This is a genomic window from Falsiroseomonas tokyonensis, from assembly GCF_019024325.1.
GTDB lineage: Bacteria > Pseudomonadota > Alphaproteobacteria > Acetobacterales > Acetobacteraceae > Falsiroseomonas > Falsiroseomonas tokyonensis.
On record NZ_JAFNJS010000001.1, the window covers coordinates 100,529 to 113,717 of the forward strand.

Consider the following 13,189-nt stretch of genomic DNA (forward strand, 5'->3'; position numbering starts at 1 on the left):
CCCCGCCCGGCTAACGCAGCCATGCGGCGGCGCAGCATGAGGACCATTTCGTGACCAGACCGAAGCGGGTATGCGTGTTCTGCGGCTCCATGGTTGGCGCCCGGGAAGACTATGCCGAGGCCGCCCGCGAATTGGGCCGCGAAGTCGCCCGCCGCGGCCTCGGCCTGGTCTATGGCGGCGGCGCGGTGGGGCTGATGGGCATCGCCGCGGATTCCGCGCTGTCCGCCGGGGCGGAGGTGATCGGCGTCATCCCGCACGGCCTGCTGAAGCGCGAGGTCGGCCATGGCGGCGGGGTCGAGATGCACGTCGTCGATACGATGCATGAGCGCAAGGCAAAGATGGCCGAGCTGTCGGACGGCTTCATCGTGCTGCCCGGCGGCTTCGGCACGCTGGAGGAAGCGGTGGAGGCCCTGACCTGGGCGCAGCTCGGCATCCAGGCCAAGGGCGTGGTTTTTCTGGACGTCGCCGGCTTCTGGACCCCCTTCCTCGACGTGCTGGACTTCATGCAGCGCGAGGGCTTTGTCCGCGAGGCGCAGCGGCCGCTGGCCATGCGGGCGACGACCGTCGCGGAGGCGCTGGACAAGCTGGCCGCCTTCGCCCCGCCCCCCGGCACCCAGCCCTGGCTGCGGCCCGAACAGGCGTGATGCCCGCGATCCTGGCCGATTGGCACGCGGTGCCGGAGGCGGCCCGCGGCGCCACCGTGGCGCTCGGCAATTTCGATGGCGTGCATCTGGGCCATGCCGCGGTGCTGCGCGCCGCCCATGCCGCGCGGCCGGACCTGCCGCTGGCGGCACTGACCTTCGAGCCGCATCCGCGTGAGCATTTCCGGCCCGAGGACCCGCCCTTCCGCCTGACCCTGCTGCCCGCCAAGGCCCAGGCGCTCGGCGCGCAGGGCGTGCAAATCGTCTTCGCCCTGCCCTTCGATGCACGGCTCGCCGCCATGCCGGCCGAGGCCTTCGTGGACCAGGTGCTGCACCAGGCGGTAGGCGCCAAGCATCTGGCCTGCGGCGCCGACTTCGCCTTCGGCCACCGCCGCGGCGGCGACGTGCATCTGCTGGCGACCCTGGCGGAAGCGCGCGGCATCGGCCTGACGGTGGTGCCGCCGGTGGTGGATGAGGGCGGGCCCATCTCCTCCACCCGCATCCGCCGCGCCCTGCAGGACGGCTACCCCGACCGCGCAGCCGCCGAGCTCGGCCGGGACTGGGAAGTGCGCGGCGAGGTCTTTCACGGCGACAAGCTGGGCCGCGAGCTGGGCTGGCCCACCGCGAATATCCTGCTCGGCCGGCACCTGGAGCCGGCGCGGGGCGTCTATGCGGTGCGCGTCGCCCTGGCCGATGGCCGGGTGGTGCCGGGCGTCGCCAATGTCGGCCGCCGCCCGACGCTGGGCGGGGATCCGGTGACGCGGCTGGAAACCCACCTGTTCGACTTCAGCGGCGACCTCTACGGCCAGGAGATCGGCGTGCGCCTGGTGCGCTACCTGCGCCCCGACGCCACCTTCAATGGGCTGGAGGCGCTGAAGACGGCGATCGCGGCGGATGCGGCGGAGGCGCGGCGGGTTCTCGGGGTCTAGTTCAGGCCGAAGACCGGCCGCAGCCGGATGCCGAGCCAGCTTCCGGGCAGCGCCGCCGCCACCCAGATCACGCCATGCAGGCTGCCGGAGGCGCCGCCGCCCAGGAAGGCGCCGACATTGCAGCCATAGGCGAGCCGCGCCCCCACCCCCATCAGCACCCCACCCAGCGCCGCCCCCGCCGCGCCGCGCAGGCTGACCGGCTGGCGGTGGCGCAGCCTCCCCTGCGCCGCCGCGGCCAGCAGCGCACCCAGCAGCAGGCCGATATCGGCGAGTGACGAATCCAGCGCCAGCAGCGACCCGTCCAGCGCCGCGCGCGCCCAGCCCTCGGCCCAGAAGGGCGCGGCCGGCATATCCGCCCCCATCATCATCGCCGCCTTGGCGCCCCAGAGCGTGAGCCCCGTGGTGATGCCCCAGGGCAGGCCGGAGGCGAGGAACATCAGCCCCGCCAGGCCGCCGATGATCGCCCCGGCGCGCAGTTCCGCCGCGCGCGGCCGGGCGCCGCGCAGCACCAGCAGGGCGCCGGCCAGCAGCATGGCGAGCGTCGCCGCCAGCCCGCCCCACGGCCCGAGCAGCGCGCCCAGATCCACCACGCCGAGATCCGGCAGCCGCATCGCCGCCGGCACCAGCAGGCTGCCCAGCACCCCGCCCAGGCAGAAGAAGGGCAATGCCACCCACATCCGCCGCGACCCCTGCCCCGCCGCCACCAGCGTGCCGGAGCCGCAGCCATTGGCCAGTTGCATGCCGACGCCGAAGATGGCCGCGCCGACCAGCAGCGGCAGGCCGAGCGGTGCGACGAAGCGCCCGAACCCCTCGGCCAGCAGCCCCACCGGCAGCACCACCAGGGCGGCGACCGCCGGCGCGATGAAGCTTGCCCCCAGCGCCCGCCCGTCGCCGGATTGCAGGAAGGCGCGGAAGCCGCCGGCAAAGCCGTAGTCCAGCAGCACGAAGGCGAGGCCCAGCGCCAGCGCCACGGCGAAGACCGGCGCCATGCCGGCCGGCAACCGCGCCGCCACCAGCGCCACCCCGGCCAGCCCGAGCGCCAGCCCCGGCCAATGCGGCCTTGCGACGGGCAGAGGCAGGACGGCGGACATGGCTATTCGGTGGCCTGGCGCGCCAGGTTGGCGAGGAAGGCCTCGGTGGCGGCCTGGCCCTGTTCCGGCACCGTCACGCCATGCCGGCCGAAAAGCCGCCGGGCCAGGTCGCTGCCGCTGCTGCGGGTGAGGAAGGTTTGGCCGGCCGCATCCTGCCAGACCAGCACGCGCAATGGCAGGTCCAGCGCCAGGGTCGGGGTGGCCGCCATGCCGGGGGTGCCGGCGCGCGGATTGCCGAACAGCAGGACGGTGCGCGGGGCCAGTTCCATCCCCACCTCCCGCGCCGCGGCGGCATGATCGATGCGGGTGAAGACCACCCAGCCCGCCGCCCGCACCGCGGCCTCGAAGCGCGACAGGGTCTCGGCCGGCGAATGGCGGCTCGGCACCGTCACCAGCCCGTCATCGGATTGCGCCACGGCTTGGGGCGCCAGCAGCAGCAGCAGGGCGGCGATCCCCGGAAAGCCACGCCGTGCGATCCTCATGGCCCCGTCTCCCGCCCTGTCCCCCGCACTTCGCGGCAGGGGCGGTGGCGGTTACGGCAGGATCAGACGCCGATCAGCGTCACGCCCACGAAGGCGATGGCGGCGATCAGCAGGCTCAGCGCCACGCCCAGCCCCAGCGGCGCCAGGCCGCGCGCCCGCAGCGCCTTCAGGTCGGTGGACAGGCCCAGCGCCGCGACGCTCGCCGCCATCAGCAGCGGCACCGCGAAGCGGGAGGCATCGATGGCGATCCGCGGCACCAGCCCGGTGGAGACCAGCGCCACCATGCCGAGGAAGTACACGGCGAACCACGGCACCTGCACCTTGGCCGTGCCGCCGCCCTGCGCCGCGCCGCGCGCCACCCACCAGCCCAGCGCCATGATCGCCGGCGCCAGCAGCATGACGCGGGCCAGCTTCATCACCGTGCCGGATTGCGCGGCCTCCGGCCCGCCGGCCGCCGCCGCACCCACCGCCTGCACCACCTCATGCAGGGACGCCCCGGCCCACAGCCCGTAGCTCAGCGGCGAAAGCCCCAGCGGCCCGGCCAGCAGCGGCAGCAGCACCAGCCCGGCCGTGCCGCACAGGGTGATGACGGCCAGCGCATAGGTCACGTCCTCATCCTTCGCGCGCACCACCTGGTTGGTGGCGACGATGGCGGAGGCGCCGCAGATGCCGGTGCCCATGCCGAGCAGCGCGGCGAGGCCCGATGGCACGCCCAGCAGCCGGCCGAGCCAGATCGCCGCCGGCACCGTCACCCCCACCACCACCACCGCCAGCGCCAGCGCCCCGGGGCCGAGCGCCAGGACCTCCGTCGCCGTCACCTGCAGGCCGAGGATGACGATGGCGAAGCGCAGCAGCGGCCGGATGGCGAAGGCGAGCCCCGGATCCAGTACCGGCTGCCGCCCCCGCGCGGACCGCCAGGCCAGCCCCACCAGCAGCGCGATCACCACCGGATTCAGCGCCGCGATGCCCGAGGCATTGCGCAGCCAGACGGAGACCACGGCGATGGCCAGGCACACCAGCAGCCCCGGCGCCAGGCGGCGCAGCTTCGGCCCCCAGCCGGAGGGCTTGCCTTGTCCGTCCGATGCCACGCCCGCCATGCCCGATCTCCAACTCCGATCCGGCTTGCGAAAGGCAGGATCATTTTACGAAGCCGCGCCCTGGGAGCATTTTCGGCCTTTTTCCGTATAGGCCCCACCCTGGCGCCAGCCAAGCGGGGGGCAGGCCGGGGGCATGGACAGTCCCCCTCATTCACGGCATGCCGGTCATGCCCCCGCTCAAGGACTGCGCATGGCCGGCATGCCCGAGGCCCAGATCGCCCTTTTGCGCCAGGCCATCGGCGTCACGCTGGGCGCGCAGGCCCTGGTGGTGCTGTCCTCCCTGGTGCTGCCGGTGACCGCGGCGCTGGTGCTGCCGGATATCGGCCTGCCCAAGGCGGCGGTCGGCTGGTACGCCTCCATCCTCTTCGGCGCCGGCGCCGTTTCCACCCTGGCCACGCCGCAGCTTGTGGCCGCCCTCGGGCCGGTGCGGCTGCACCAGGCGATGCTGGCGAGTGCGGCGGCCGGGCTGCTGGCCCTGGCGCTGGCGCACCCGCTGGCTCTGGCGGCCAGCGCGCTGCTGGTCGGCATGGCCTATGGCCCGGCGAACCCCGCCAGCTCCGCCCTGCTGTCCCAGCTGGCGCCGCCGCATCTGCGCAACCGGGTCTTTTCCATCAAGCAGGTGGCGGTGCCGGTGGGCGGGGCCTCGGCGGGGGTGATGGTGCCGCTGCTGGCCGCGACGCTGGGCTGGCAGGCCGCCTGCCTCGGCCTGGCGCTGCTGCTGGGCCTGGCGGCGATGGCGGTGCAGCCCTGGCGCTGGCGGCTGGACCAGGGCTCGCTGGCGCCGGGCAAGGGCGGGCTGGGGCTGCTGGCGCCCTTCGCGGCGGTGCTGCGGGGGGGGCCGACCATGCGGCTGGGCCTGGCCTCGCTGTGCTTCGCCTGCGTGCAATTCACCTTCTCCGCCTTCCTGGCGACCGTGCTGGTGACCGTCGCGGGCTGGACCATCGCGGCGGCGGGGCTGGCGCTGACCATCGGCCTGCTGGTCTCCATCGCCGCGCGGCTGCTGCTGGGCTGGGTGGCGGACCGGGTGGCGCCGGCGGTGGTGCTCTGCGGGCTCGGCGCGCTGATGGCCGCGGCCTGCCTGGCCTGCATCGGGCTGGGGCCGGCCACGCCGGTCTGGCTGGTCTGGCTGGTGGCCGGCCTCTTCGGCTTCGCCGCCTTCGGCTGGAACGGCATCTGCCTGGCGGAGACGGCGCGGCTGGCGGGTCCCGGGAAGGTGGCGGCCGCGACCTCCGGCGTGATGATGATGATCTATCTCGGCGCCTGCCTCGGCCCCGCGCTGTTCGGCGCGCTGCTCTCCGGCACCGGCGGGCCGGCGGCGGGATTCCTGGTGCTTGGGGGCCTGGCGCTGGCCCCCCTGGCCTGGCTGCGAATCCCGCATGCCGCGACGAAGTGACGCGGGAAGGCCGCCGGGGGGCTTTCGCGTTGCAGCATACCCGCCCACCTTGGGGGCAAAGCTCCTGAGGATCCCCGCATGAACCTGCCCCTCGACCCCGCGCAGCTGAAGTTCGGCATCGGCCAATCCGTCTCCCGCAAGGAGGACCCGGTTCTGCTGCGCGGCGAGGGCCGCTACAGCGACGACCTTTCCCTGCCCGGCCAGCTGCACGCCGCCATGGTGCGCAGCCCCTATGCGCATGGCGTGCTGCGCGGCATCGACCTGGCCGAGGCGCGGTCCCTGCCCGGCGTGGTCGCGATCTATACCGGCCAGGACCTGGAGGCGGCGGGCATCGGCCCCATGCCGGCCTCCGTCGGCCAGAAGAACCGCGACGGCAGCGCCGCGCATCTGCCGACCCAGCCGGTACTCGCCACCAGCCGCGTGCGCTTCGTCGGCGACCCCGTGGCCATCGTCGTCGCCGAGACGGCGAAGCAGGCGCGGGACGCGGTGGAGGCGGTGATCCTCGACGTGGAGGCCCTGCCCGCCGTGACCGATATGCGGGAGGCCGCGTCCCCCGGCGCGCCGCAGCTCTATGACGATGTGCCGGGCAACCAGGTGGTGGATTTCCACTATGGCGACGCCGCGGCGGTGGCGGCGGCCTTCGCCGGTGCCGCGCATGTCACGAAGCTGTCCATCCGCAACAGCCGCATCGTCGTCTCCCCCATGGAGCCGCGTTCCGCCATCGCGAGCTGGGAGGAGGATCGCTACGTGCTGCGCATGGGCAGCCAGGGCGTCTTCGGCATGCGCGCCGGCATCGCCAAGGTGATGGGCGTGAAGCCGGAGGCGCTGCGCGTGCTGACCGGGAATGTCGGCGGGTCCTTCGGCATGAAGGCCAGCGTCTATCCGGAATATCCGGCCCTGCTCCACGCCGCGCGCCAGCTCGGCCGCCCGGTGAAGTGGACCGACAGCCGCTCCGAGAGCTTCCTGGCCGACAGCCACGGCCGCGACCACGACATGGAGGCGGAGCTGGCGCTGGATGCGGAAGGCAAGTTCCTTGCTTTGCGGGTCACCGGCTTCGGCAATCTCGGTGCCTATCTGAGCAACGCCACCACCATCCCCTCCACCGCCAATACGGTGAAGAACGTCATCGGCGTCTATCGCACGCCGCTGGTGGAGGTCTCGACGCGCTGCGTCTTCACCAACACCACGCCCGTCGGGGCCTATCGCGGCGCCGGGCGGCCGGAGGGCAACTACTACATGGAGCGTCTGGTGGATCAGGCCGCGCGGGAGATGGGCATCGACCGCGTCGAGCTGCGCCGGCGCAACCAGATCACGCCCGACCACATCCCCTACGACGCGCCAAGCGGCATGCGCTACGACAGCGGCAATTTCCCGCTGCTGCTCGACAGGGCGCTGGAAGCCGCGGAGTGGGACAGTTTTGCGCAGCGCCGCGCGGAGGCGCGTGCGCGTGGCAAGCTGCGGGGCATCGGCATCGGGCAGTATCTGGAAGTGACGGCGCCGGCATCGAAGGAGATGGGCGGCATCCGCTTCGATGCGGATGGCGGCGTCACCATCCTCACCGGCACGCTGGATTATGGCCAGGGCCATGCCTCGGCCTTCGCGCAGGTGCTGGTGGATAGGCTCGGCGTGCCCTTCGATCGCATCCGCCTGGAACAGGGCGATAGCGACCTGCTGATCGCCGGCGGCGGCACCGGCGGGTCCCGCTCCATCATGGCCAGCGGCACGGCGATCGCCTCCGCCAGCGCGCTGGTGATCGAGAAAGGCAAGCCGCTGGCGGCGAACCTGCTGGAGGCGGCGGTGGAGGACATCGAATTCGTGGCCGGGCGCTTCACCATCGCCGGCACCGACCGCGGCATCGGCATCATGGACCTGGCGGCGCAGCTGCGCAGCGAGACGGGCGCCTCCAGCGCGCTCGATGTGTCCCACACCGACCAGTACGAGGAATCGGCCTTCCCCAATGGCTGCCATGTGGCGGAGGTGGAGGTGGACCCGGAGACGGGCGAGACCCAGGTGGTGCGCTACACCACGGTGAACGATTTCGGCGTGCTGGTGAACCCGATGCTGGTAGCGGGCCAGGCGCATGGCGGCATCGTGCAGGGCATCGGCCAGGCGCTGATGGAGGCCACCGCCTATGACGACTCCGGCCAGCTTCTGAGCGGGTCCTACATGGATTACGGCCTGCCGCGCGCCGAACACGCACCCTTCTTCGGCTTCGCCAGCCAGCCGAGCCCGGCGCGCACCAATGTTCTGGGCGCCAAGGGCTGCGGCGAGGCGGGCTGCGCCGGGGCGCTGCCCTCGGTGATGAATGCGCTGGCCGATGCGCTGGCCGAGCGCGGCATTTCGCATATCGACATGCCGGCGACGCCGCAGAAGGTATGGGCCGCGCTGCAGGCCGGCGGGCCGGGCTGAGGCGGCGCGACTTGGCCCGCAAGCCGAAGGCGCCGCGCCCCCGCGCCAGGGCGCCGGTTGCCGAACCCGGCCTGTCCGCGCTGCGGGCGGAGCTGGGCGAGGCGCAGGCGCGGCTGGCGCGGATCGAGGCGGAGGGCATGGACGCCTTCACCCGCAACCGCCTGGCGGAGCTGGAGGCGGCCCGCCAGGTGGCGCGCGGCCAGGCGCTGGAAGCCGCCGCCGCCCGCGCCAAGGCCGAGGCGGAGCTGCGCGCGCTGCGCGAGGCGATCCAACGCGCCCCCGGCCTGCGCGGCCGCCTGCTGCGCTGGGCGGCCCGCGGGCTGGGCGGCACCTAGCAGCCTCGCCATAGGGCCGCGGATCGGTCAGTTTGGCGGCAGCCAACCAACCAGGGCAGCCAAATGGCCTTCGACGTCCTTCCCGGCCTCGGCCAACCGCTCCGCCGGCTGGAGGATCCCCGCCTGCTGACCGGCGGCGGCCGCTTCACCAGCGATTTTGCCGCGCCGGGCGCACTGCATGCCGTCTTCGTGCGGTCCCCGCACGCCCATGCGCGCATCCTGGGCGTGGATGCGGGCGCGGCGCGCGCCCTGCCGGGCGTGGTCGCAGTCTTCACGGCGGCGGAGGTGGCGGGGCTCGGCCACAATCCGGCGGTCACGGAGATCCGCGACGCCGCCGGCGCCCGGCACATCGAACCGCCGCGCCTGCCCGTGGCCGCCGACCGCGTGCGCCATGTCGGCGAGATCGTCGCCATGGTGGTGGCGGACACGCCGCATTCGGCGCGCGATGGCGCGGAGGCGGTGGCCGTGGACTACGACCCGCTGCCGGCGGTGACGCGCGGCGATGACGCGCTCGCCCCCGGCGCGCCGCTGCTACATGCGGAAGCACCGGGCAATCTCTGCTGCGACTGGCAGAAGGGCGATGCGGCCGCCGTCGCCGCGGCCTTCGCGACCGCGGCGCAGGTGGCGCGCGTGACCTACCGCTCGCCACGCATCCTCGCCGGCTATCTCGAAACCCGCGCGGCACTGGCGCAGTGGCAGGACGAGCGCGTCATGCTGACCACGCCGTCGCAAGGCGTGCATCTGCTGCATCGTGTGCTCTGCGACCACATCCTGCATTGGCCGCGCGAAAGGCTGCGCGTGGTGACGCCGGATGTCGGCGGCGGCTTCGGGCCCAAGCTGCCGCCCTATCCCGAACAGGCGCTGGCCTGCTTCGCCGCCTGGCAATTGCAGCGCGATGTCCGCTGGGTGCAGGACCGCACGGAACATCACCTGGCCGATACCCATGCCCGCGACCTGGTGGCGGAGGCCGCGCTGGCGCTGGATGCGGAGGGCCGCTTCCTGGCGCTGCGGGTGCAGGGCGTCGCCAATTTCGGCGCCTATGTCTCCACCGTGAACCCCACCATCCCGACCGGTGGCATGGCCAAGGTGCTGGGCGGGCTCTACGCCATTCCGGCCATCCATATCGGCCTGCGCTGCGCCTTCACCAACACTGCGCCGGTGGACGCGGTGCGCGGCGCCGGCAAGCCGGAGGCGCTGGTCCTGCTGGAACGGCTGGTGGATGTGGCCGCGCGCGACTCCGGTCGCGACCCGGTGGCGCTGCGCCGGCTGAACCTGCTGCCGCGCGACGCCTATCCCTATCGCACCGCGCTCGGCTACCGCTACGACAGCGGCGACCCCGCCGCGCTGCTGGAGGAGGTGCTGCGCCTCGGCGATGCGCCCGGCTTTGCCGCACGGCGTGCGCAATCGGCTTCGCGCGGGCTGCTGCGCGGGCGCGGTCTCGCCTGCCACCTGCACGGCTCCGGCGGCTGGGGCGACGAGACCTCGATCGTCGAGGTGCATCCCGATGGCCGCATCACCGCGCGCACCGGCACGCAGAGCCAGGGCCAGGGCCATGCGACGGCCTATGCGCAATTGCTCGCCGCCGCCTTCGGCGTGGAGGCCGAGCAGGTCACCATCGAGCAGGGCGACAGCGACCGCATCCCGCGCGGCGGCGGCACCGGCGGCTCCTCCTCCACCATCATCTCCGGCACCACTTTTGCCAGTGCCGCACAGGCGGCGATCGAGAGCGGGCTGCCCATGGCGGCCGAGGTGCTGGAAGCGGCGGTGGTCGACGTGGCCTGGCATAACGGCGCCTATGAGATTGCCGGCACCGATCGCCGCGTGACGCTGGCCGCCGTCGCCGCGCGCCAGGGCGGGCTGCGCGGCCAGGCGGATTTCGCCGAGACGGTCGAAACCTGGCCCGCCGGCATCGCGCTGGCGGAGGTGGAGATCGACCCCGAGACCGGCCAGGTGGTGCTGGACCGCTTCGCCTGCGCCATCGACCCCGGCCGCGTGGTGAATCCCATGCTCCTCGCCGGCCAGTTGCAGGGCGGCTGGGCGGCAGGCATCGGCCAGGCGCTGTCGGAGGACGCGGTCTATGACGCCGATGGCCAGATGCTCGCGGCCACGCTGATGGACTACGCCATGCCGCGCGCGGCGGAGCTGCCGGATTTCGCGCACGCCTCTCTGCCCGTGCCCTCCCCCAACAACAGCCTGGGCATCAAGGGCGTGGGCGAGCTGCCGACCAATGGCGCGCCGGCGGCGCTGGCCAATGCGGTGGCGGATGCGCTGGATGGGGCACATTTGGAACTGCCGATGACGCCGCAGCGCGTCTGGCAGGCGTTGCAGGCCGCCCCGGTCAATCCGGCCGGGCGGAAAAATCCTCCAGCGCCGTGACGCTTCCCTTGACGATCAGCGGGATGGCGCGGGCCACGCGCGCCGCCGGCCAGTCCCACCAGGCCAGCGCCACCAGCCGCGCGGCGTCGTCCTCGGTGAAGCGTCGGCGCATCACGCGGGCCGGGTTGCCGGCGACCACGGCGTAATCCGGCACGTCCCGCGTCACCACCGCCTGCGCGCCGATCACCGCGCCATGGCCGATCCGCACGCCCGGCATCACCAGCGCCTCCATCCCCACCCAGACATCGTTGCCGAGGATGGTGTCGCCTGCGTTCCGCCAGGGATAGTCGGCCAGCGGCAGGGCGCTCGCAAAAGCGCCGCCCAGGATGCCGAAGGGATAGGTGCTGGGGCCGGCCATGGCGTGCATGGCATCCGGCATCATGAAGCGCGCGCCGGTGGCGATGGCGCAATAGCGGCCGATCTCCAGCCGCGCGCCGCTCGACTGGAAATTGTAGATCACGTTGCGGCGGAAGAAGTCCTTGGCGTGCAGCGGGTCGTCGTAATAGGTGAAGTCGCCGACCGCGCAATTCGTGACGCCGGGCATGGTGGCCAGCAGCGGCTTCAGGAAGACGATGCGTGGCTTGTTCGGCACCGGATGCAGCGCATCCGGGTCCGGCAACGCGGCGGCCTCGGCCTTGGATCTCATGCCGCAAAGGCCTGGGTGCGGACCAGGCGGGCATAGAGGCCGTCGGCCGCCATCAACTCCGCATGCGTGCCCTGTTCCACGGCGCGGCCGGCCTCCATCACCACGATGAGGTCCGCATCCCGCACGGTGGACAGGCGATGCGCGATCACCAGCGTGGTGCGGCCTTCGCGCAGCCGGGCGAGCGCCTGCTGCACCAGCGCCTCATTCTCCGCATCCAGCGCGCTGGTCGCCTCGTCCAGCAGGAGCACCCGCGGATTGCGCAGCAGCGCGCGGGCCAGCGAGACGCGCTGGCGCTGCCCGCCGGAAAGCCGCGAGCCCTGGGTGCCGAGCGGCGTCGCATAGCCCTGCGGCAGCGCCGCCAGGAAATCATGCGCCGCCGCGGCGCGCGCCGCATCCTCCACCTCCGCCTGGGTGGCACCGGGGCGGCCGCAGGCGATATTGGCGAAGGCCGTGTCGTCGAACAGCACGGCGTCCTGGCCGACATAGGCGATGGCATCGCGCAGGCTGGCCAGCGTGACCTCGCGGATATCGGCGCCATCGATCAGGATGCGCCCGGCCGTCACGTCATAGAGCCGCGGCACCAGCGCCAGCGCGGTGGATTTTCCGGCGCCGGAGGGGCCGACCAGCGCCACGGTGCGGCCGGGCTTCGCCGCAAAGCCCAGGCCGGATAGCGCGGCATCCGGCACGCCGTCATAGGCGAAGCCCACATCCTCGAAGACCACGCTGCCCTCGCCGGGCGGCAGCGCCGTGGCGCCGGGCCTGTCGGTGATGCGCGGCTGTTCGTCGATACTCGCAAAGCTGCGGGACAGGCCGGCCAGGCCCTCCTGCAGCGCCGCGTTCAGGCTGCCGAGCGCGCGCGCCGGCTGCGCCGCGATCAAGAGTGCTGCGACAAATCCCGTGAAGTCGCCGATCGTGCCTAGGCCGGCAGAGACGCGCCAGCCGACGAAGCCGAGCACGGCCGCCACCGCCAAGCCGCCCATCGCCTCCAGCACCGGGTCCAGCCGGGCGCGGGATTTCGCGATGGAGATCTGGCTGTCGCGCAGCCTTTCGAAGGCCATCCGGGCACGCGCCTCCTCGGCCTCCTCCAGCCGATAGGCGCGCACCACGCGGGCCGCCGCGAAACTCTCGACCAGCAAAGCGGAGGTCTCGCCGACGCGGTCCTGCATGCCGGAGGAGGCGCGCCGGATGCGCTTGCCGATGCGCAGGATCGGCACGGCCGCGAAGGGGTAGAGCAGCGAGGCCAGCAGCGCCATCTGCCAGTCGATCCAGAGCATGGACCCCACCAGCCCCACCACGGTCAGCACATCGGCGACCCCGCTGAGGGCCTTGGACAGCGCCTCCCGGATCAGGGCGGCATCGGTGGTGAAGCGGGCCGCGTGACGGGCCGGCGCATCGCGCGCCACGGCGGCCAGGTCGGCCCGCGTCAGCGCGGTGAAAAGCTGCTGCTGCAGCCCGGCGATGACGCCGAGCACCACGGACTGCGTGGCCAGCGCCTTGCCATACATGGTCAGCGCCCGGGCGCAGGTGACGGCGATGATCAGCGGCGGCAGCGCCCAGACCACGCCGCCCTCCCCGGCCGCGAAAAGGTCGAAGGCGCGCTGGATGATCAGCGGATAGAGCGCGGTGGTGGCGGCCACGCCGATGGTGCAGACGGCGGCCAGCGCCAGGCCGCGCGGATGGCGGCGGATATGCTCGCGCCACAGCCGGCGGATCAGGGGCAGGGAGGCAGCATCGAAGGCAGGGCGGGCCATGCCCGGCGTGTAGAGCAGCGACGGGCGCAGGGCGAGGGG

General features: G+C 73.1%; 11 protein-coding genes. 6 read left to right on the top strand and 5 right to left on the bottom strand.

Annotated elements, in window-relative coordinates:
- Window positions 1–50 precede the first annotated feature (50 nt).
- Both J3S20_RS00525 and J3S20_RS00530 read left to right on the top strand, forming a co-directional pair.
- Window positions 51–644, top strand: coding sequence for an LOG family protein (locus J3S20_RS00525; RefSeq protein WP_343215124.1), 594 nt, complete (start codon window positions 51–53; stop codon window positions 642–644).
- Window positions 644–1,570: a bifunctional riboflavin kinase/FAD synthetase gene (locus tag J3S20_RS00530; RefSeq protein WP_216833735.1), complete on the top strand. Its 927-nt coding sequence runs from the start codon at window positions 644–646 to the stop codon at window positions 1,568–1,570. The genes J3S20_RS00525 and J3S20_RS00530 overlap by 1 nt, the downstream gene beginning before the upstream one ends.
- On the opposite strand, the gene J3S20_RS00535 is transcribed toward J3S20_RS00530, so the two are convergent.
- The 3 genes from J3S20_RS00535 to J3S20_RS00545 form a co-directional block, all read right to left on the bottom strand.
- Window positions 1,567–2,661: a YeeE/YedE thiosulfate transporter family protein gene (locus J3S20_RS00535; protein WP_216833736.1), complete on the bottom strand. Its 1,095-nt coding sequence runs from the start codon at window positions 2,659–2,661 to the stop codon at window positions 1,567–1,569. The genes J3S20_RS00530 and J3S20_RS00535 overlap by 4 nt on opposite strands.
- A gap of 2 nt (window positions 2,662–2,663) precedes the next feature.
- Entirely contained in the window at window positions 2,664–3,143 is a 480-nt protein-coding gene (locus J3S20_RS00540) for a DUF302 domain-containing protein (protein ID WP_216833737.1), read from the bottom strand.
- Window positions 3,144–3,205: 62 nt separating this feature from the next.
- Window positions 3,206–4,240 (bottom strand): YeiH family protein, encoded by a 1,035-nt coding sequence (locus tag J3S20_RS00545; RefSeq protein WP_216833738.1) that lies wholly within the window; start codon window positions 4,238–4,240, stop codon window positions 3,206–3,208.
- Window positions 4,241–4,430: 190 nt separating this feature from the next.
- On the opposite strand from J3S20_RS00545, the gene J3S20_RS00550 reads away from it, so the two are divergent.
- The 4 genes from J3S20_RS00550 (at window position 4,431) to J3S20_RS00565 (ending at window position 10,753) form a co-directional block, all read left to right on the top strand.
- The gene (locus tag J3S20_RS00550; RefSeq protein ID WP_216833739.1) at window positions 4,431–5,633 is read left to right on the top strand and encodes an MFS transporter; all 1,203 of its coding nucleotides are present in this window, start codon (window positions 4,431–4,433) and stop codon (window positions 5,631–5,633) included.
- Between the two features lie 78 nt (window positions 5,634–5,711).
- Window positions 5,712–8,042, top strand: coding sequence for a xanthine dehydrogenase family protein molybdopterin-binding subunit (locus J3S20_RS00555; protein WP_216833740.1), 2,331 nt, complete (start codon window positions 5,712–5,714; stop codon window positions 8,040–8,042).
- Between the two features lie 11 nt (window positions 8,043–8,053).
- Complete coding sequence (locus J3S20_RS00560) at window positions 8,054–8,377, top strand: hypothetical protein (protein WP_216833741.1); 324 nt, start codon at window positions 8,054–8,056, stop codon at window positions 8,375–8,377.
- A 63-nt stretch (window positions 8,378–8,440) separates the two neighbouring features.
- A complete protein-coding gene (locus tag J3S20_RS00565; RefSeq protein ID WP_216833742.1) occupies window positions 8,441–10,753 on the top strand; it encodes a xanthine dehydrogenase family protein molybdopterin-binding subunit in 2,313 nt (770 codons plus the stop codon).
- On the opposite strand, the gene J3S20_RS00570 is transcribed toward J3S20_RS00565, so the two are convergent.
- Window positions 10,716–11,399, bottom strand: a complete 684-nt coding sequence (locus J3S20_RS00570; protein ID WP_216833743.1) for a CatB-related O-acetyltransferase — start codon at window positions 11,397–11,399, stop codon at window positions 10,716–10,718. The two genes, J3S20_RS00565 and J3S20_RS00570, sit on opposite strands and share 38 nt — an antisense overlap.
- Entirely contained in the window at window positions 11,396–13,150 is a 1,755-nt protein-coding gene (locus J3S20_RS00575) for an ABC transporter ATP-binding protein (protein WP_216833744.1), read from the bottom strand. Before J3S20_RS00575 ends, J3S20_RS00570 begins: the two co-directional genes overlap by 4 nt.
- Window positions 13,151–13,189 lie beyond the last annotated feature (39 nt).